Origin of the sequence: Pseudoalteromonas sp. Scap25, from assembly GCF_013394125.1 — a bacterium.
GTDB lineage: Bacteria > Pseudomonadota > Gammaproteobacteria > Enterobacterales > Alteromonadaceae > Pseudoalteromonas.
The window spans coordinates 137,859-155,673 of the sequence record NZ_CP041327.1; the positions used below are offsets into that span (position 1 = coordinate 137,859).

The 17,815-nt window shown below is 40.9% G+C and carries 14 protein-coding genes, 3 tRNA genes and 1 rRNA gene; 11 read left to right on the forward strand and 7 right to left on the reverse strand.

Translation table 11 applies throughout. The annotated features are described in order from the left end of the window. Positions 1 to 15: 15 nt before the first annotated feature. Positions 16 to 130: ribosomal RNA gene (gene rrf / locus FLM54_RS00650) — 5S ribosomal RNA — on the forward strand. A gap of 234 nt (positions 131 to 364) precedes the next feature. Here the strand turns inward: rrf and FLM54_RS00655 are convergent. From FLM54_RS00655 to uvrD, 4 genes are read right to left on the reverse strand one after another with little or no spacing between them, the layout of a single operon-like run. Next, entirely contained in the window at positions 365 to 1,222 is an 858-nt protein-coding gene (locus tag FLM54_RS00655; protein WP_178954560.1) for a chemotaxis protein, read from the reverse strand. 56 nt (positions 1,223 to 1,278) lie between these two features. Beyond that, positions 1,279 to 2,403 carry an ABC transporter substrate-binding protein gene (locus FLM54_RS00660; protein ID WP_178954562.1) on the reverse strand — a complete coding sequence of 375 codons (1,125 nt, stop codon included), beginning with the start codon at positions 2,401 to 2,403 and terminating at the stop codon, positions 1,279 to 1,281. Continuing rightward, entirely contained in the window at positions 2,372 to 4,462 is a 2,091-nt protein-coding gene (locus tag FLM54_RS00665; RefSeq protein ID WP_178954564.1) for a GNAT family N-acetyltransferase, read from the reverse strand. The genes FLM54_RS00660 and FLM54_RS00665 overlap by 32 nt, the downstream gene beginning before the upstream one ends. Beyond that, positions 4,440 to 6,605 (reverse strand): DNA helicase II, encoded by a 2,166-nt coding sequence (gene uvrD, locus FLM54_RS00670; protein WP_008108265.1) that lies wholly within the window; start codon positions 6,603 to 6,605, stop codon positions 4,440 to 4,442. The genes FLM54_RS00665 and uvrD overlap by 23 nt, the downstream gene beginning before the upstream one ends. A gap of 315 nt (positions 6,606 to 6,920) precedes the next feature. Here uvrD and FLM54_RS00675 point away from each other — a divergent pair, with 315 nt between their 5' ends. The 3 genes from FLM54_RS00675 to FLM54_RS00685 all read left to right on the forward strand — a co-directional run bounded on the left by FLM54_RS00675 (position 6,921) and on the right by FLM54_RS00685 (position 8,504). After that, complete coding sequence (locus FLM54_RS00675; RefSeq protein ID WP_054202800.1) at positions 6,921 to 7,145, forward strand: hypothetical protein; 225 nt, start codon at positions 6,921 to 6,923, stop codon at positions 7,143 to 7,145. Positions 7,146 to 7,456: 311 nt separating this feature from the next. Further along, complete coding sequence (locus tag FLM54_RS00680) at positions 7,457 to 7,825, forward strand: YacL family protein (protein WP_008108271.1); 369 nt, start codon at positions 7,457 to 7,459, stop codon at positions 7,823 to 7,825. 52 nt (positions 7,826 to 7,877) lie between these two features. Further along, positions 7,878 to 8,504, forward strand: coding sequence for a dUTP diphosphatase (locus FLM54_RS00685; protein ID WP_178954566.1), 627 nt, complete (start codon positions 7,878 to 7,880; stop codon positions 8,502 to 8,504). 28 nt (positions 8,505 to 8,532) lie between these two features. Here the strand turns inward: FLM54_RS00685 and yrfG are convergent, their stop codons facing one another. Continuing rightward, positions 8,533 to 9,180, reverse strand: a complete 648-nt coding sequence (gene yrfG, locus FLM54_RS00690; protein WP_178954567.1) for a GMP/IMP nucleotidase — start codon at positions 9,178 to 9,180, stop codon at positions 8,533 to 8,535. A gap of 264 nt (positions 9,181 to 9,444) precedes the next feature. Here yrfG and nudE point away from each other — a divergent pair, with 264 nt between their 5' ends. From nudE to FLM54_RS00725, 7 genes are all read left to right on the forward strand, one after another. Continuing rightward, on the forward strand, positions 9,445 to 10,017 hold the full coding sequence (gene nudE / locus FLM54_RS00695) for an ADP compounds hydrolase NudE (protein WP_008108276.1): 573 nt from the start codon (positions 9,445 to 9,447) through the stop codon (positions 10,015 to 10,017). After that, on the forward strand, positions 10,010 to 10,807 hold the full coding sequence (cysQ, locus tag FLM54_RS00700; RefSeq protein WP_008108277.1) for a 3'(2'),5'-bisphosphate nucleotidase CysQ: 798 nt from the start codon (positions 10,010 to 10,012) through the stop codon (positions 10,805 to 10,807). Before nudE ends, cysQ begins: the two co-directional genes overlap by 8 nt. 141 nt (positions 10,808 to 10,948) lie before the next feature. After that, a tRNA-Met gene (locus tag FLM54_RS00705) sits at positions 10,949 to 11,025 on the forward strand. A gap of 81 nt (positions 11,026 to 11,106) precedes the next feature. Further along, a tRNA-Met gene (locus FLM54_RS00710) sits at positions 11,107 to 11,183 on the forward strand. Positions 11,184 to 11,250: 67 nt separating this feature from the next. Then, positions 11,251 to 11,327 (forward strand) — tRNA-Met (locus tag FLM54_RS00715). A 622-nt stretch (positions 11,328 to 11,949) separates the two neighbouring features. Beyond that, positions 11,950 to 12,564 (forward strand): trimeric intracellular cation channel family protein, encoded by a 615-nt coding sequence (locus tag FLM54_RS00720; RefSeq protein WP_008108278.1) that lies wholly within the window; start codon positions 11,950 to 11,952, stop codon positions 12,562 to 12,564. Positions 12,565 to 12,864: 300 nt separating this feature from the next. Continuing rightward, positions 12,865 to 14,376, forward strand: a complete 1,512-nt coding sequence (locus tag FLM54_RS00725) for a YifB family Mg chelatase-like AAA ATPase (protein ID WP_178954569.1) — start codon at positions 12,865 to 12,867, stop codon at positions 14,374 to 14,376. 4 nt (positions 14,377 to 14,380) lie between these two features. Here the strand turns inward: FLM54_RS00725 and FLM54_RS00730 are convergent, their stop codons facing one another. Both FLM54_RS00730 and FLM54_RS00735 read right to left on the reverse strand, forming a co-directional pair. Continuing rightward, a complete protein-coding gene (locus tag FLM54_RS00730; RefSeq protein ID WP_138605934.1) occupies positions 14,381 to 15,085 on the reverse strand; it encodes a response regulator transcription factor in 705 nt (234 codons plus the stop codon). A 167-nt stretch (positions 15,086 to 15,252) separates the two neighbouring features. Beyond that, complete coding sequence (locus FLM54_RS00735; protein ID WP_178954571.1) at positions 15,253 to 17,745, reverse strand: S9 family peptidase; 2,493 nt, start codon at positions 17,743 to 17,745, stop codon at positions 15,253 to 15,255. Between the last annotated feature and the right edge of the window lie 70 nt (positions 17,746 to 17,815).

Below are 17,815 nucleotides of genomic sequence, written 5' to 3' on the forward strand. Positions count from 1 at the left end.
TGACACCCAAATTTGCTTGGTGACAATAGCGTTTTGGACCCACCTGACCCCATGCCGAACTCAGTAGTGAAACGAAACAGCGCCGATGATAGTGTAGCATTTGTTATGTGAAAGTAGGTCATTACCAGGCTCCAAATAAGAGAAAGCCCGACTCAAAAGAGTCGGGCTTTTTTACGTCTGAAGAAAAGTGAAAATATTATCCGTCAGCCGTCAGCCGTCAGCTATCAGTTGCACTGCGTTAATCAGACAACCGTAGCATGGGTTGAGTATTACGAAACCCATGGGAAAAATAGCGCACCGACTCTAAATACAAGCAAGCCTGATTTAAAAGAGTCGGGCTTTTACGGGTGTAAAGGAAGCATTCTTAAAACAGTCCATAGGCTTCAGTTTCTTGCTCTTGAGCGCTGCTAGATGGTTCAAGCTCTTTGGGCTTAAATATTGCGCTAGGATCAATAAGTACACTATGTTTATCAGCAAGCTTAATTAGACCATACATCATGTTTCTTGTTTGGGGGTCAATATCAAAACCAACTTCAGTGAGCTTATCTAGTGGTTTAATATCCTCTTTTTTATATTCAATATTATCTTCCACTTTATCAACTAACAGGCCTATATGAGGGTTCAACCCATCTTTAGTAGTAAAAACAATAATAGGTTTATAATCTAAAGTGATTTGCTCTATTGCCGAGTCAAATAAACGCTCTAGGTGAATAAGTTCATGCCTTCTTATAATCTCAAGTTGAGTACCGACTTGTTTATTGTTGCCTTGTTTATATGCATCTATCGCACTGGTCAATTTGTTTAGGAGCGATTTAAACGGGTTATCAAAGCGTGACATGGTATTTTTTAATTCATCATTATCCGTTTTAAACTCGGTATAAAACTGTTCAAAATCAGTAAGCTCATACTGATTTGTTTTTAACGAGCTTTGCGAAACGAGTAGTTCTTGCTCTAATTTATTAAACCAAGCGATTAGTTGTTTTTGCCAAGATTTAAGTTGTTTTAAAGCATCTAAGTTACTGTGCTCCGTAGAGACTCCATTTAAAATAATTCCAAGGTCGAATACTGGGGTTGGGATCCCCATATAATCTTTAACGCCCAAAAAGCTTTTATTGTCGTTAGGTAACACCGTGAGGTTATTATTAAATTGTTCCGTCAATAAGATATCAAGAATCTTAAGTGAAATGGTTTTATAACCCACTTTAAAGTTAATTAAGTCCATAGTTTCCTCACATACTTAGTTTGTATATTAAGAATAGAACAATATTTGGAAGGTACTTATTTATTCACATAATAAGAGCGATATACATTACGTTTATTTTTATTTTCAATATCAAGAAAAAGCTTTTTGATTATTTTATCATTTATTAACAGTGAATTAAGCTCATTCATTAGGCACGAGTGTTTAAGTGGTAATTTGCAGCTTGCCGCTGCCTTACTAAATGCCATGGCATTAATATAACCTTCAAAATGAAGACGATTGGGTTTTGTAATCTTGCTTGCTTGCATATCAGCTAAAAACTCATTGCAAAAATCATCGCTACAAGTGAGTGGATTGGGAACAATTTCAGTAACCATAATATGAGAGGGAGAAGTTACTTCATCAAATAAGTCAAAGCTAGGTACAAAAGAGACACTAGTATAGTCTGGGGTAAAGTTCTTCGCATATGCACTATTTATAAACTCACCAAGTGGCGCATAGGTACCAACTAAACAGATAGCTGTCACCCCGCTGGCTTGTAAGGCATTAAGCGCTGAAGCTACATCATGACTATTACGTTGGTAACGCGCGACTTTTATAGGCGAAAGTTGATATTTTGCTAGCTCTTTTCTTAGCCCTGATTCGACGTACAAGCCAAACTCATCTGCTTGAATAAATAGCCCTATCTTTGTATGTTTACGCTCCTCTACTAAGTATTTAATTTGCTCTGCGGCTTCGTCATTATAGCTGGCTCTTAGATTAAATATGTTAGCGCGTGATTTATCATGTAGGAAGCTCGCCCCGCTAAAAGGCATTATGAACGGGGTTTGTGACTGCTCTAGTAAAGGTATAATAGCGTGGCTAGTTGGGGTGCCCATAGCACCAAACAGTGCATCGACTTTGTCGGTATAAATAAAAGTACGGGTATTATTAACGGTTTGCTTTGGTTCGTAGTTATCGTCAGCAACTAGAAGTTGTATCTGAGCACCGTTTATACCACCAGCATTATTAACCTTGTTAAAGTAAATGCTACTGCCTTTATGCAACTGTAGGCCAATATTTTGAGCCGGTCCGCTAAGCGCTGTAGACATACCAAGTTTAATAACTTTGCTATTATCTTGCTCTGCATAGGCTATAGGCTGCCCTAAGGCTAATGCGACAGAGGCAATGCTAAGGTGTATTATTATGCGAAGTGCGCTCATACCAGTTATCTACAGCCTTTTTTAATAATATATTAAATGACTTGGTGCCATTCAAACCTAGCTCAGTTTGGATATTTTTAGGTGTCCAATTTTGTAATACTAGCCTAATAAAAACAGATTGGAAATTATCCTCATCATTTGGCAAGCTAAGAGGAGATGCCCAAAAACTCCTCCATAGTAAAGGTTTAATATTAAAGAGCTGATAGTCACTTGTTAACATAGACTTTAATCTTGATTGATCGGCTATGCTGATGGTATGGGTATTAAAGCGTGAAACAATTTTTGCTACCAGTTTATAATCTAGCTGACTAAAATGGCTGAGCAATTGCAAAGGAAAATCAGCTTCGAACTGGGCTGTTAATTGTTCTAGTAGTTGGTCATTTTTAGTTAAGCTCTTAATAACTAATGCGCTATGTTCACCCGTTGCCTTATCTTTTTGAAAACCCAGCTTTACCAAATTAAAGTCATTATTTTGCCAAAAACTAAGTAATTGCGCATTAGCACCAAAGCTAGCACCAAACCAATCACACTCTTTCTGTAATTGCTGTTCACAGTAATGAAGTAATTGTGTTCCTAGGTGCTTATTGTGCTGCCCTGGGTCAATGGCAATTCGCACCACGCGAGCGCAGTATTGTTTTAATACCTCAGGGTTAAAGCTTAATTGTGCAAGGCTTTGCGCCATTAAGTGCCCTTGAGGACGGCGCTTACCTTGCACTACTTCATTACTCAACGATGTAGTAAAGCCACCTTCTATCGCTACTAAACACACACCAAGAATATTATCACCTTGTTGACAAACAAATAGGCGTTGCCCAGCGGCATCTAGTAAGTGACGTAAGTCATTCACACTGGTTTGATAATGTGCCAGTGTTAGTAAGCCAACAACTTGATGAAGCAGTGGTTCGTCGTTAGTAAGTTGATTTGCTTGCAGATGCTTAAATTGTAGGGGAGCAGTATTCAAACTAGCGCTGTGATGTTCTGCATCCAAAGCTAAGAGTGTACGAAGGTGCAGCTCTAAAGGATCGTGCTTTGCAAAACGGATTGGCTGCTCAAGACTGATGCTACGCATGTTTTTAAAATGCGTTTTGAGGTAACGAGTAAACTTTAAAATATAACCGCGACCATTACCTTCATAGCCAATCATAGTGCTTGAAAAGACCACGCGAGGATAAAGGTGAAGAATTTTTATGAGAATTGGAACAGGGATTGCTGCTGCTTCATCAATTAATAGCAAATCGCACTGCGGTTGTTCGTTCAGTAGTTGATCAGGCGCCACATAGTGCATGTTTGCAATGTGTTTATCGCCAGCTTGATATTCTATATCAAGCGCACTCGCTAAGTGCTTAAAACTACTGTGCAAAGCACGAAATTGCATAGAGCAAATAAGTATGTTTTTATCGCTGAGTTTACTTGCTGCAATACCTAATGCGGCTGATTTTCCTCTTCCCCGATCTGCATTAATTAATAATGGTCGATTTGCTCGTCCGTTTGCTGTTTTTATTATTAATTCAATACACTGTTGTTGCTCGGTAAAGTCAATTTCACCAGTTGATAGATTCGTACCGGTAATACACTGCCAACCATTTTGCTGGCTAAAATGCAGTAAAGTAGTTTTGCTTAGTAAGTGAGCTAAGCGTTGGTTAAAAAAGCTGTAAGGGTGCATTTGCCCAAAAGATTGAAATAAGGGAAGGGCGTCATCACACCAGTGTTCAAGTTCTTTAAGTTCGGGTAGCAATATAATTAAAAAACCACCTGCTTGCACAACGCCACTAAGCGCAGCTAGTTTATCTGGCACCAGTCCACTGTAGCCGTCATAAACAGCATGGGCGCACTCTTGCCCTAAAATTTGGTGGGTATGCTCTGGCCAATGTGCATTAATTAAATGAGTGCTTTTTGACAGTACAAAAGAAGGGTGCTGCAAATGAGCAAGCAGCTGAGTACATTGCTCATAACACCAATTTTTATCGCCTGTAAGCAGCAGTAACTGGCGATGTTTCGCATACGCAAGTTGTTGCTGTACACGCTCTACAACGTGGTTAAACGGCTTGTAATCTTGCATAAGCTGTTACTAACCACTTACTGCCTAAGTCGTCAAAGTTAACTTGTACGCGAGATTGTGCGCCACTGCCTTCGTAGTTGAGTACGGTGCCAATGCCAAACTTTGCATGCAGCACGCGTTGACCTAAGTTAAATCCGCTTTCTTCAAATGCAGCATGGCTAACCGATGCGCTAAAGCGACCGGCTGCAGGCGGGCGAGATACTTGTGTTTTAATGCGAATTTCTTCTACGCAGTCTTCGGGTATTTCACGTAAAAAGCGCGATGGGCTGTGATATTTCTCTTGGCCATATAAACGGCGGCTTTCGGCATGGCTTATATACAGCTTATCCATAGCGCGGGTCATACCCACGTAACAAAGACGGCGCTCTTCTTCTAAACGGCCGGTTTCTTCATTACTTTGCTGAGATGGAAACATACCTTCTTCAACACCGACCATAAACACTAAAGGAAACTCCAAACCTTTAGCTGAGTGAAGCGTCATCATTTGTACGGCGTCTTCATGCTCATCGGCTTGGCCTTCGCCAGATTCAAGTGAGGTATAAGCTAAAAAGCCTTGTAGTGGCGAGCTAAACTCTTCCTCTTCAGGGAGTTCATACTGATCGCAGGCACTAATTAATTCTTCTAAGTTTTCTACTCGAGCGCGGCCTTTTTCGCCTTTTTCAGCCTGATACATAGCCATTAACCCTGAGGTTTGAATCGCGTATTTAGCTTGCTCATGCAACGTTAAGTCACTAATTTTATCTTCAATATGCTCAATAAGTTCGACAAACTTTGCAACAGCTCCTGATGCTCGACCCGATAAATGCTGTTGTTCTACAATGGCTTTAGCAGCATACCAAAGCGGCAAAGATTCAGCGCGAGCGCAGTCACGTATATGGCTTAATGTTTTGTCGCCAATCCCACGGGCTGGGGTATTAATTACACGCTCAAATGCGGCATCATCTTGGCGGTTACCCACTAAGCGTAAGTATGAGAGGGCATCTTTAATTTCTTGACGTTCGAAGAATCGCATACCACCATAAATTCGGTATTTTAAACCTTCTTGTAGCATCGCTTCTTCAAGTACCCGCGATTGCGCATTACTACGATACAAAATAGCCGCATCCTGTAGCGCATTTCCGGCATTTAGCCAGCTGCGTAATTTGCTACTCACAAAGCGCGCTTCATCTAGCTCGTTAAAGGCAGCATAAATAGAAATTGGCTCGCCGTCGTTACCGTCAGTCCACAAGCTTTTACCCATACGCTCGGAGTTATTTTGTATAAGTGCATTAGACGCTTTAAGAATAGTGGCAGTCGAGCGATAGTTTTGCTCAAGGCGAATCGTCTCTGCATCAAAGTCTGTTAAAAAGCGTTTGATATTTTCAATTTTAGCGCCACGCCAACCGTAAATACTTTGGTCATCATCACCTACAATCATAATACTACTAGTGTCGCCCGCAAGTAATTTTAGCCATGCATACTGAATAGTATTGGTATCTTGAAACTCGTCTACTAGCATGTGTGCGAAGCGCTGCTGATAATGACGAAGCAGGGTTGGGTTGTTTTTAAGAACCTCATAACTACGTAGTAATATTTCAGCAAAATCAACTAGGCCCGCTCTATCACAAGCTTCTTGATAGGCTGCGTAAACGCGCAGCATCATTTGCTCGTTAATATCGTATGCCTGAATATCTTTAGGGCGCAGAGCTTCGTCTTTTTTAGCGCTTATGTACCAACCAAACTGTTTGGCTGGCCATTTTTTATCATCAATATTCATCGATTTTAACAAGCGCTTGATCATGCGAAGCTGATCGTCTGAGTCTAAAATTTGAAAGGCTTCAGGTAAATTTGCTTCACGGTGATGTGCCCGTAAAATTCGGTGCGATAAACCATGGAAAGTACCAATCCACATGCCGCCAACAGGGGCTTTTAGAGTTTCTTCAACCCTTGAACGCATCTCTTTAGCGGCTTTATTGGTAAAGGTTACCGCAAAAATACTGTAGGCAGAGGCTTGCTCTACTTGCATTAACCAGGCAATACGATGAACCAATACTCGAGTTTTACCTGAACCTGCTCCTGCTAATACCAGCATGTTTTGTAATGGCGCTGCAACGGCATCGCGTTGTTTATCATTTAAGCCATCGAGTAATTCTGAAACGTCCATCGTTACGCCTTTTTAATCAATAATGAGAGCAGTATAACAGGTGTTTTTGTTAGGCTAAATAAAATACTGTTTTTATAAACAGCTATTTATAAAATAGGTATTTAAGTTGTTGAATAGTGAACAGTATAAACTGAGCAAGTAACTAAAATAGCTATTTAAAATTGCTAATTTGACTTATTTTTGGCAAAAAATACTAAAGCGATAAATTCGTAATAATTTAACTGTATGATTTGTAAGCCTTAATAAATTGGCATAAAGTGTGTAAGTATAAATAATAAGTACAAATACAAAATTAATTAAACTACAGAGGTTAGTATGTCTCAACAAGGTTCTGGCGGAAATGTAATAGCCGCTCTATGTAATATTTTTTTCCCGGGTTTAGGGCAGTTGGTGCAGGGTCGTATTTTATCGGCGCTGGTGTTTGCCATTTTGGTTTTTGGCGGTTACGCGTTATGGTTCTTAGTTGTTCCAGCTATTGTTGGAGCCGTATTCCATTTATGGGCAATTATTGATGCTGCCCGCTATCGCTCAGGCGGTTAGCTATATTGATGATACTAAATAACCTGAACTCTGGATAATAAATCTATCTCTAGCAGCTATTTTGAGCGCTAACTGCGTTGAATTTACTTGCAATAGACTAGCTATTGACGCGTAATTTCGCCTTGTTTTCACTGAAAATTTCTGGCTAGAGAAAATAAACATAAATATCATTTTATTCAATATGTTAGTAAATCTCTTAACCAGAGTTCAGGTTAAGTAGCGCCTTGCGGCGCTATTTTTGTATCTGGCTTGCGTTATTCATAACTGACTAGGTTATAATCTATTGTAATTAGCAGTACTGGAATAAAGTTATGGAATACCAATTTATTCGCGACCCTATTAGTGGGTTAAGAATTAAAATAAGCAGCGAGCATGCGATTATAGGCCGTTGGTTAAATGAAGAAATAGGCAAAGACAAAGTGGCTATGGTGCTGGCGCTTATTAGCTCGGTGAGTTCAAGCTTTGAACCGTTAACACTTAAAGGCCAAGAAATTGACCTGATCCTTTCTAAAGATGAAGCGTTATTTGAAGCGCATGCGCTGCATCAAGATAACGAAGATATATTAGCCTACCAAGATGACGAATTAATGCTTGAAGAGAATGATTTAAGCAGCGGTTGTGGTTTTGAAGACTTTGTTGACCTGATCAACTCATGGCATGAGTTTTCGGCTGGTCGTTAAGTTATATTATCTGTATTATTACCCTAATTATAAATCCAACAGTGGAACCAATATGTCTGCGAATTTAAACAAGCTAGTTGTTATGCTAGAAATGCAAAATGCCATGAATACTAAAGTACATGAGCAATGGTTTAGCCAAGGCTTTGAATGGTACCGAGCTATTTGGGTTGAATGTGCAGAAATGTTAGACCATTACGGTTGGAAATGGTGGAAAAAACAAACACCAGATACTGAACAGGTGATTTTAGAGCTGGTTGATATTTTTCACTTTGGCTTATCGTTGCGTATTGACGGTGAGACTAGCTACGAGCAAATAGCAACAAAACTACAAGCCGAAATGAGTGCACCACAACAAGGTGATGACTTTAAACAAACACTTGAATTATTAGCAGCCAGTGCTGTTGCCAATAAAGCGTTTAATGCAGCCGCTTTTGCTGGTTGTATGGCGCAAATAGGCATGGATATTGATGATTTATACCGTGGTTATGTAGGTAAAAATACGCTTAACTTTTTCCGCCAAGATCATGGCTACAAAGATGGCAGCTACATTAAAGTATGGCATGGTCAAGAAGATAACGAACACTTAGTAGAAGTAGTTAAAAGCCTTGATACTGAACATGCAGATTTTGCAAAACAGGTATATCAAGGCTTAGTAGCGCGTTACCCTCAGGGCGAATGAGCTAAATAAGCTAAATAAGCTAAATAAGCTAAATAAGCTTACGGTAATCGGTGACGCTTATGTAGTCGGTTATATCGTTATGTGGTTGTTGACTATTAGGGTTAGCAACCGCAAGTAAATGCTCAATGCCGTATTTTCGTGCGGCATTTAATACCGGTAAACTGTCATCTACAAATAAAGTGCGGCGTTTATCAAACCCTAAGTCCCCTTGCACTTTATGCCACAAGCTTTGTTGCTCTTTACTTACTCCATATTCATGAGTCGATACCACCCCGTCTAAATAGTTATCAATAGCGGTATGTTCAAATTTAAGCATGACGCATTCAGGATGGGCATTAGTCAGCAAAATGAGCTCTTTACCTGCTCGTCTAAGTTCAGTTAAAAAATGCGGAACGTCTTCACGAATTTTGATTAAGTGGGCAGACTGGCGCTTTAGTTCGAGAATAGGTAAGTTTAGCTGTGCCTCCCAATAGTCAGAGCAGTACCACTGAATTTTGCCACTCACAGCCTGATAGCGTTTTAAGATATCTGCGCGGGCTTCCTCAAAACTGATATTTTGAGCCAGAGCATGTTGTTGGGGTACAACATTGAGCCAAAAGTCAGTGTCATAATGTAAATCAAGTAAAGTTCCATCCATGTCGAGTAATACAGTATCGATTTTTGACCAGTTGAGCATGATGTATCCTTGTGAAAACTACTTTTTGAAATGAATAAGTTGCGATGAAGTAGATTAATGAACTTTGTAAATTGAGTTATTAAGGTATAAATCCGACAATATTATATTAAGAGCGTATTCGTAGCCTAAAATAAAGAATTAACCTTAGCTAAACCCGAGAATTATTTGCTCAATTAAATTGCTTTTAATTCAAACTGAAACTCGCATCTTATACTCATTTGGGTATATGATTAGTATAACTGCAATGATAGCAAATTGATGCCCATGACACAGAAAAAGCACCCAACACCACCACAAATTCTCAGTAATAATGTTGTCGCTAAAAGTCGCTTATTTACTGTGGAGTCTTTAGAGCTTAAGTTTTCAAATAACGAAGAGCGTCAGTATGAGCGAATTCGCGGCGGTGGTCGTGGAGCCGTTATGATTGTACCTATGACCACTGAAAATGAGTTATTACTGGTTCGTGAGTATTGTGCAGGCACCAATGACTATCAGTTAGGGTTTCCCAAAGGGCTCATTGACCCAGGTGAAACGCCTGAACAGGCTGCAAACAGAGAGCTCAAAGAAGAAATTGGCTTTGGCGCTGAATACTTTAAACCGCTTAAAACGGTCACTATGGCACCGAGCTATTTTAACGCAACCATGCATATTTTGTTTGCTAAAAATTTATATCCTGAAACCTTACTAGGCGATGAGCCTGAGCCCTTAGTGGTTGTGAAATGGCCACTTTCACAATGGCAGTCGTTATTAGAGCAACCTGACTTTACTGAAGCACGTAGTGTTGCGGCTCTGCTATTATTAGATAAGTATTTAGCCTCAGGAGACATTAATGAATAAACTTCTAGAGCCATGTATTGAGCTTGCGCAAAGTGCAGGGGATGCCATTATGTCTTTGTATAAAAAAGACGATATTGGTCAGCAAGAAAAATCAGATAATACGCCAGTAACTAAAGCAGATTTAGCTGCAAATGATGTGCTCGTGGCGGGTTTAAATGCGCTTGCTCCTGACATTCCTATTATGTCAGAAGAAACCCCCATTCCAGCGTTGCAAGATAGACAGCACTGGCAACGTTATTGGTTGCTTGACCCAATGGATGGCACCGGTGAATTTATACTCGAAAGTGGTGACTTTGCCGTTAATATTGCATTGATAGAAAATAACCACCCAGTGTTGGGGGTTATTCATTGGCCAGCAAAGGGCGTGACCTATTATGCAACGGCTAAAAATGGGGCATTTAAGCGTGAAGGTGAGCACGATAAACAAATATTTGTTGCACCGCCCGAGAGTTTAACTTTGGCTGTAAGCCGCCGCCAAAAAATAGAAGCAGTTAGCCAGTATCTAAATGCGCAATTTGCAACTGTGGCTTTAGGTTCGTGTTCACTTAAGGCGTGTATTGTTGCTGAGGGTAAAGCAGATTGTTTTTTAAGAATAGGTCCTACAGGTGAGTGGGATACGGGGGCATCGCAAGTTATTGTTGAAGAAGCGGGCGGCTGTATTACCGACGCTGAATTTAATCCTTTAACGTATAACCAAAGAGAAAGCACAGAAAATCCTGACTTTATTGTTATGGGTCATCCCGACTGGGAGTGGCAAAAAATGATAAATCCACATCAACGATTACTGTAAACACCACTGTTTGATGGGTTTTTGTTCACTTAAACGCTTTTAATTAGTAAAACCTTGCATTATAGGTTTATTCCTATATTATAGCGCTCTCTTCGAAACAGGCTTGTGAATAACACAAAACTGTTACTAAGAAATTACAGGCGCGGGATGGAGCAGCCTGGTAGCTCGTCGGGCTCATAACCCGAAGGTCGTCGGTTCAAATCCGGCTCCCGCAACCAATTCTCTTCGTTAGATTTGGTGCTGTAAAACTCTAACTTAAGAGATTAAATTAAGTAGTCGATAGACTTTAAATATACAGGCGCGGGATGGAGCAGCCTGGTAGCTCGTCGGGCTCATAACCCGAAGGTCGTCGGTTCAAATCCGGCTCCCGCAACCAATTTTCTTTAGAGGATTGGAAGCCAAGTTGTAATGTAAGCAACTATAAATAAATCTGCAATTTCAGGCGCGGGATGGAGCAGTCTGGTAGCTCGTCGGGCTCATAACCCGAAGGTCGTCGGTTCAAATCCGGCTCCCGCAACCACTGAAATAAATTGTAAGAATGAATCGACACTCTATACGAGTGTTTTTTTATGCCTAAAATTCAGTGAAATGGATAGCTCGTCGGTCTCAGCTCTCCATTAGCCAGCAAAGGTCGTCTATTAAATTCCGGCTTCCGCAACCACTGAAATAACATGTTTTATTAAATCGACACGCTAAAGCGTGTTTTTTTATACCTGAAATTCAGTGAAGTAAATAGCTCGTCGGTCTCAACTCTCCATTAGCCAGCAAAGGTCGTCTATTAAATTCCGGCTCCCACAACCACTGAAATAATATGTTTTATTAAATCGACACGCTAAAGCGTGTTTTTTTATGCCTGAAATTCAGTGAAGTAAATAGCTCGTCGGTCTCAGCTCTTCATTAGCCAGCAAAGGTCGTCGGTTCGCTCCTTACAAACTCTGGCTCCCGCAACCACTGAAATAAACAGTTATAGTAAAGCAACACGCCTAAAGCGTGTTTTTTTATGCCTAAAATTCATATTCCCTCACGCTATTTTTAACACGTATACCTGCTGTTCTTTTCTAATTCTACTTTTTGAAAGTGTTATTGCTGAATATTTAGTATGCTATGCACTAAACTCTTTAAAACTTTTTGTAATCAAAATTATGACTGAACTTTATCACTGGTTTGATTTAATAGGTGTGGCGGTATTTGCTATCTCAGGCACCTTGGTAGCCTATGAAAAGAAAATGGATGGCTTTGGTGTAGTTGTACTTGCAACTGTTACGGCTATTGGCGGCGGTACCGTTCGCGATGTGATACTCGACCAGCCCGTATTTTGGTTACACGACCAAAGCTACTTCTACGCTATTTTGGTGGCGGTTCTGGTTACTACACGACTGATCAATAAGCAAAAATCCATTCCATACTATGTATTGCAAACTGCTGACGCGTTTGGCTTAGCCTTTTTTGCGGTCATGGGAGCGCAAAAAGCGCAATTGGCTGGTATGCCAGATATGACGGTTGTGATTATGGCTGTAATAACCCCCTGTTTTGGTGGGCTTATTCGCGACGTGCTTGCCCGCGATATTCCAATGCTGCTTAAAGGTGAGCTGTATGCTATTACCTGTATTGCTGGTGGCATTGTCTATACATTAAGTATCAACCTATCGTTAACGGTGGAAGTGGCAATGATTCTGAGTATGCTAATGACCTTATTGCTACGTTTTTCGGCGATTAAATGGAAGATTATATTACATGTTTTTAAATATCCTGACTAAACTGTGTAAATACAGCTGTTAACTAGGGCCTGTTGACCTTTGCGGATTAAAGTTTGTTCAAACTAGGGGCGATTTAATCGCAGCGCGAGGTTTGTAACCTAGTGGGCTAAGTAAAAACCGAGCAACAAAGAGTTAATTGTCCCTAGGCAGAACCCTTCGGGCAGCGCCTGTTTGGCATTGATGCTGCGTTATCGCCTATTTATGGGGAGTAACCACACGACATAGGCTCTGCCTTGCCTAAATACCAAACAGACTGCTGCAAATTTAACCTTGAAAGGTCAGCAGACCCTAGGATAAGGAATGTCGTTAGCCCGTATATTTTCTCGCGCGCAGGTGGGGATCAACGCCCCTGAGGTGATGGTTGAAGTGCATTTAGGGAATGGTTTACCCGCCTTTCATATCGTCGGCTTACCTGAGGCGTCGGTTAAAGAGGCCAAGGATAGAGTACGTAGTGCTCTAGAAAACTCGCAATTTGGATTTCCCGATCAACGTATTACCGTTAATTTAGCGCCTGCCGATCTTCCTAAAGATGGTGGGCGATTTGACCTTGCGATTGCGGTAGGTATTTTGGTCGCATCGGGGCAAATAGTCTGCCCTGATATTCATAAGTATGAATTTTACGGTGAGCTTGCACTTAATGGTGAAATACGTGCTGTAAATGCCATTTTGCCTTCAGTGCTTGGTGCTAAAGAGCAAAATCGTTGCTGTTTTCTGCCTCTTGAAAACGACAGTTTGGCCAGCCTTGTCAGTGGTGTAAAACGAAAAGCCGTCAGTTCTATTCAAGAGGTATGGGGAGACTTGCTCAATCAACAACCTTTACCGCTTAACATTGCCTACCCTGATTGCACCCAAGCGCCAGATTTTTTACTCGATTTAAGCGATGTAAAAGGCCAACCTGGTGCTAAACGTGTATTAGAAATTGCCGCTGCTGGTGGGCATAATTTACTATTTTTAGGTCCACCAGGGACCGGAAAATCAATGCTTGCACAACGAATGGCCACAATAATGCCAACCATGTCTGATGATGAAGCCATTGATACTGCTGCTTTATATTCAATTATTGGCCACTCAATTGATTTAACCAATTGGCGTCAGCGACCGTTTCGCAATCCGCATCATACCTGTTCTGCAGTAGCGCTAGTGGGTGGTTCGTCTAACCCTAAACCCGGTGAAATATCGCTAGCGCATAATGGTGTTTTGTTTTTAGATGAGCTCCCTGAATTTGAGCGTAAAGTGCTAGACTCGCTACGCGAGCCAATGGAAACCGGAACAGTGACGATTTCGCGCGCGGCCAGACAAATGGAATTTCCAGCGCAGTTTCAGCTTATTGCAGCACTTAATCCCAGTCCGACAGGGTGTCATCATGATAAACGGGCGACACCCGATCAGGTGATGCGCTATTTATCGCGAGTATCGGGGCCGTTTATTGACAGAATTGATTTGCAAATTGAACTACCAAGGTTGAGCAGCGTGGAGCTACAAAGTACAACTACAGAAGAAACCAGTGCTGAGGTGAGGGCGCGAGTAGAAGCAGCTTATGCAGTTCAGCTTAAACGCCAAGGTAAAGTAAATGCGCGGTTAAATAACAAAGAGATGAGCTTGCACTGTGAGTTACCACCTGCAGAACTGCAGTTTTTAGCCAGAGCCAGTGAAAAGCTGGCGCTATCACCGCGCTCTTATCATAGAGTAATTAAAGTGGCGCGAACTATTAGTGATTTAAAAGGTGCGCCACAAATCAGTTTAATTGAGCTTAAAGAAGCGCTTAATTATCGGGCATTTGAGCGTTTATTATCGCAGTTAACCCAACACTAAGGCTTTAAATTGAAAGCATATAGCCTTTACCGCGAACAGTGACGATACGTTTTTGATCTTTTTCATCGTTCAGCTTTTTACGTAAACGACCCACTAACACGTCTACTGTGCGATCGTTGGGGCTCCAATCGGGCTGGCCAATTTCTTCTGATATTTTTTCACGGGAAGTCGCTTTACCAGCATTACCAATCAAACAAATAAGCACCTTGTGTTCAGCTTCAGTCAGTCGTGATTCAATCCCACTGGCGGTAATAAGGGTGCGATTGTCTGGATGAAGTTTAAAATCGGCATATTCAATAAACTCTTCACTGTCATCGTCGCTGTGATTATTGGCAACACGTTTGTATAGGGCGCGCATTCTTAGCTCAAGCTCAAGTAAATCTACAGGCTTGCAAATATAGTCATCAGCACCTTGGGCAAGGCCTGCAATTCGATCGGCTTGTGAGTCACGACTCGATAATAAGATAACGCCAATATCGGTGAGCGTATTTAGTTCTTTGGCAAGTTGTAAACCGTCGCGCTTTGGTAGCACAATATCAATTATTGCCAAGGAAATAGTATTGCGCTGATTTACGCGGCTTTTAACAACGTTTAACGCATCGGCCCCGGTGGGGTCAACGTCAATAGAAAACTCGGTATTTATAAAATGATTTTGGATGCGCTTTACGAGTAATTCGTCATCCTCAACCAATAAAACATTAATTGCCATAGTCTGTTATTTTTTTAGTTTCAGCTTTGCATATTAGCATCATTGATGGCCTGTATAACACAGAGAACATTGTTTTTCGGTAACATTATATTCCGAATAGGTCTAATAATATTGCATTTTGTAATGCGCACTTTTTTACTTCATCGACAAAGTGCGCATTATGGTTACTAATCTTTATACATTGAATCCCACCATTGTGGTTCATTTTTTAACTTTTTGTCAAAGTAAGCCAACATAGTGTTCCACCAATTAAATCGTTTATCGCGCGCAAATATTTGGTGATCTGCTCCTTTGTATTCTATCATTTCAACGTCTTTATTAAGCAGTTTTAGTGCGGTGTACATAGTTAAGCTTTCGCCCACAGGTACATTGGTATCACTGTCACCGTGAATAAGCAGTAATGGCGTGGTTACTTTATCGGCATGAAATACAGGGCTATGCTGGCTGTAAAGTTGAGGGTTATTCCACGGAAAGCTATTTTTTGAGGCTTCGCCTGAGTATAAATAACCCCACCATCCTTCACCCCAGTATGACGTTAAGTTTGAAATACCGGCATGAGCAATAGACGCGCTAAACATATCGGTTTTGGTGGCAAGCAGCATAGTCATAAAGCCACCATAAGATGCACCAAGGTTACCTACTTTACCACTGTCTACAAAATTATATTTAGCTAAAAATGCCTCTGTACCCTCCATAATGTCATCGGCGGTATAGTCGCCCCAAGCATTTACATGTTGTGCTGAAAAAGCTTGCCCAAAACCCGTTGCGCCGGTTGGTTGTACAACATAAACCACGTATCCGTTTGCTGCCCATAAGTTAAAAGGGTAACGCCCAGTAAACCCGCGTGTTACTGGTGAGGTGCCTCCATAATAATAAACAAGAGCAGGGTATTTCTTGGCTTTATCAAGATTGTTTGGCAGATAAACACGGCCAGAGATTTCTACGCCACGCTTATTGGTAAAGTTAAATTCTTCAAGCGCAGGAATAGCCGTATTGGCATAAGCAATCGGGTTTGAATCCCAAATGAGCTCTACCTTGTTTTTACTTACGTCTAAGCGCTTGAGTTGTTGAGCGCTCGACGCATTGCTGCCACTAATTAATAACTGGGCATTGCGCGTATTTGAAAAGCTAAATTGCTGCACAATATCAAAGCCTGTATTTAACTTTTTAAAGCGCTGTTTACTCAGGTCAAATAAATACAGTGGTTGGGTATCTTTCTCTGTCACTTTGATTAGCGCATCACCATTGCTTAGTACTTCTAATGTGCCAATTGCGGGGTCAAACTGTTTGCTTAACGCCGTTACTTTTTTTGCGTTATCAGCTAGTAAGTAAAGCTGGCCATCGTAATTATTAGCCAGCATGTTCTTTGGTATTGTTCTGCCTGCACCATTTTTAAAATCAGGGCCTGCAACAACATAAATATTGTTTGCGGCATATTTAGCTTGATTAAAGTTTTTAAACTTACCTAATGATTTTATGCTGTTGGATTTTAATGTAAGTTCAACCAGCTCAGTCTCTGGGTGAGTTGAGGCTTGCATCGCCATTATTGGGCGACTTATTAATAGCTTTCCACGGTTGCTGTTAGCATCTTCAAGTTGATGGCTCAATACGCCTTCGGTCAGAGCTTTGGTTAAACCACTGTTGGTATCGAGTAAATATAATTGGCTAACCGTACGGGCATAAGACCAACGGTCTTGTAAGCCTTTATGATGTTTAGTGAGGCTATTGGTTTCTTCAGATGATTTAGACCAGCTAAAAAGAATACTATTATCGTTGTAATAGCTAAAGTTGCTTGTCCCCTCAAGGCCTGAGGCTAAGGTTTTTATAGCGAAAGTTTTACGGTTTAACTGCTTTAATTCACCGTTGAGTAAATAAACTAAAAATTGGTTATCAGGACTCCAAGTAAATTGGCTAGGCTGCACTTCTTCAAATCGGTATACCGTTTGGTTATTAGTATTTTTAAGCTCGGTTGTGGTAATGGCGTTGTTGCCTGTTTTATCGCTGAAGCGCTTTGTTGTACTTAAGTAATACTTAGCATCAGGCGACAAAGACAAACCGCTAATAGTCGGGGCGTCAAACAATTGTTTAGCCGATAAGCGCTTGGTTTTATTTGTCGTTAGGGTCACGACGTCAGTTTCTGCTTTTGGCACAAACTCTAAGGTGACATCATTCCAATTAGCAACCTGTTGAGCGATGACAACCACGGTATGTGAGCCGTTATTTAAAGCAAGCTGATAGCGTTGGTTTTCACCAGTTTGCTTCTCACCATTGATAAAAATCTGGCCTTGCTCTATTCCTTCAATGTTTAAGGAGCCTTGAGTAAACCGGTCTGTTTCAATATGAAATTTAAGTGCTTGTAAACCGCCTAAAGTAAGCGCGTTAATTTTATCAAGTGGTTGCCACTTATGCTTTTTACCAAACACAACAAAGCTTTCTGCACTTGATTCAAGTTGTGCAAGCAGATTATTAATAATCACGTCGCCATGGGGGGTCTGAAATGGCTTTGCTTGCATATCTTCTGCAAGTGGGCCGATAAACTGAATTTTTGATTGATCGAGTGGGGCAGCTAATGCCGTTAAACTCAAACTACTTAATGTGAGTAGGGTTGCCAAGCGAGTAAAACGTCTTGTGTAACGATACCAAGGTGCGCTTAAATTCATTGCTATGCCTATTGTTATTGGAGATTTGGCCAAATATAACATGTATTGTTATGATGGCTATTATCATCGG

Excerpts from the sequence above, each read along its gene's own strand:
- cysQ (WP_008108277.1), top strand. The coding sequence starts at position 10,010 with ATGAATAAACTTCTAGAGCCATGTATTGAGCTTGCGCAAAGTGCAGGG.
- FLM54_RS00655 (WP_178954560.1), bottom strand. The coding sequence starts at position 1,222 with ATGGACTTAATTAACTTTAAAGTGGGTTATAAAACCATTTCACTTAAG.
- FLM54_RS00660 (WP_178954562.1), bottom strand. The coding sequence starts at position 2,403 with ATGAGCGCACTTCGCATAATAATACACCTTAGCATTGCCTCTGTCGCA.
- uvrD (WP_008108265.1), bottom strand. The coding sequence starts at position 6,605 with ATGGACGTTTCAGAATTACTCGATGGCTTAAATGATAAACAACGCGAT.
- FLM54_RS00680 (WP_008108271.1), top strand. The coding sequence starts at position 7,457 with ATGGAATACCAATTTATTCGCGACCCTATTAGTGGGTTAAGAATTAAA.
- FLM54_RS00720 (WP_008108278.1), top strand. The coding sequence starts at position 11,950 with ATGACTGAACTTTATCACTGGTTTGATTTAATAGGTGTGGCGGTATTT.
- FLM54_RS00675 (WP_054202800.1), top strand. The coding sequence starts at position 6,921 with ATGTCTCAACAAGGTTCTGGCGGAAATGTAATAGCCGCTCTATGTAAT.
- nudE (WP_008108276.1), top strand. The coding sequence starts at position 9,445 with ATGACACAGAAAAAGCACCCAACACCACCACAAATTCTCAGTAATAAT.
- yrfG (WP_178954567.1), bottom strand. The coding sequence starts at position 9,180 with ATGCTCAACTGGTCAAAAATCGATACTGTATTACTCGACATGGATGGA.
- FLM54_RS00730 (WP_138605934.1), bottom strand. The coding sequence starts at position 15,085 with ATGGCAATTAATGTTTTATTGGTTGAGGATGACGAATTACTCGTAAAG.
- FLM54_RS00685 (WP_178954566.1), top strand. The coding sequence starts at position 7,878 with ATGTCTGCGAATTTAAACAAGCTAGTTGTTATGCTAGAAATGCAAAAT.
- FLM54_RS00735 (WP_178954571.1), bottom strand. The coding sequence starts at position 17,745 with ATGAATTTAAGCGCACCTTGGTATCGTTACACAAGACGTTTTACTCGC.
- FLM54_RS00665 (WP_178954564.1), bottom strand. The coding sequence starts at position 4,462 with ATGCAAGATTACAAGCCGTTTAACCACGTTGTAGAGCGTGTACAGCAA.
- FLM54_RS00725 (WP_178954569.1), top strand. The coding sequence starts at position 12,865 with ATGTCGTTAGCCCGTATATTTTCTCGCGCGCAGGTGGGGATCAACGCC.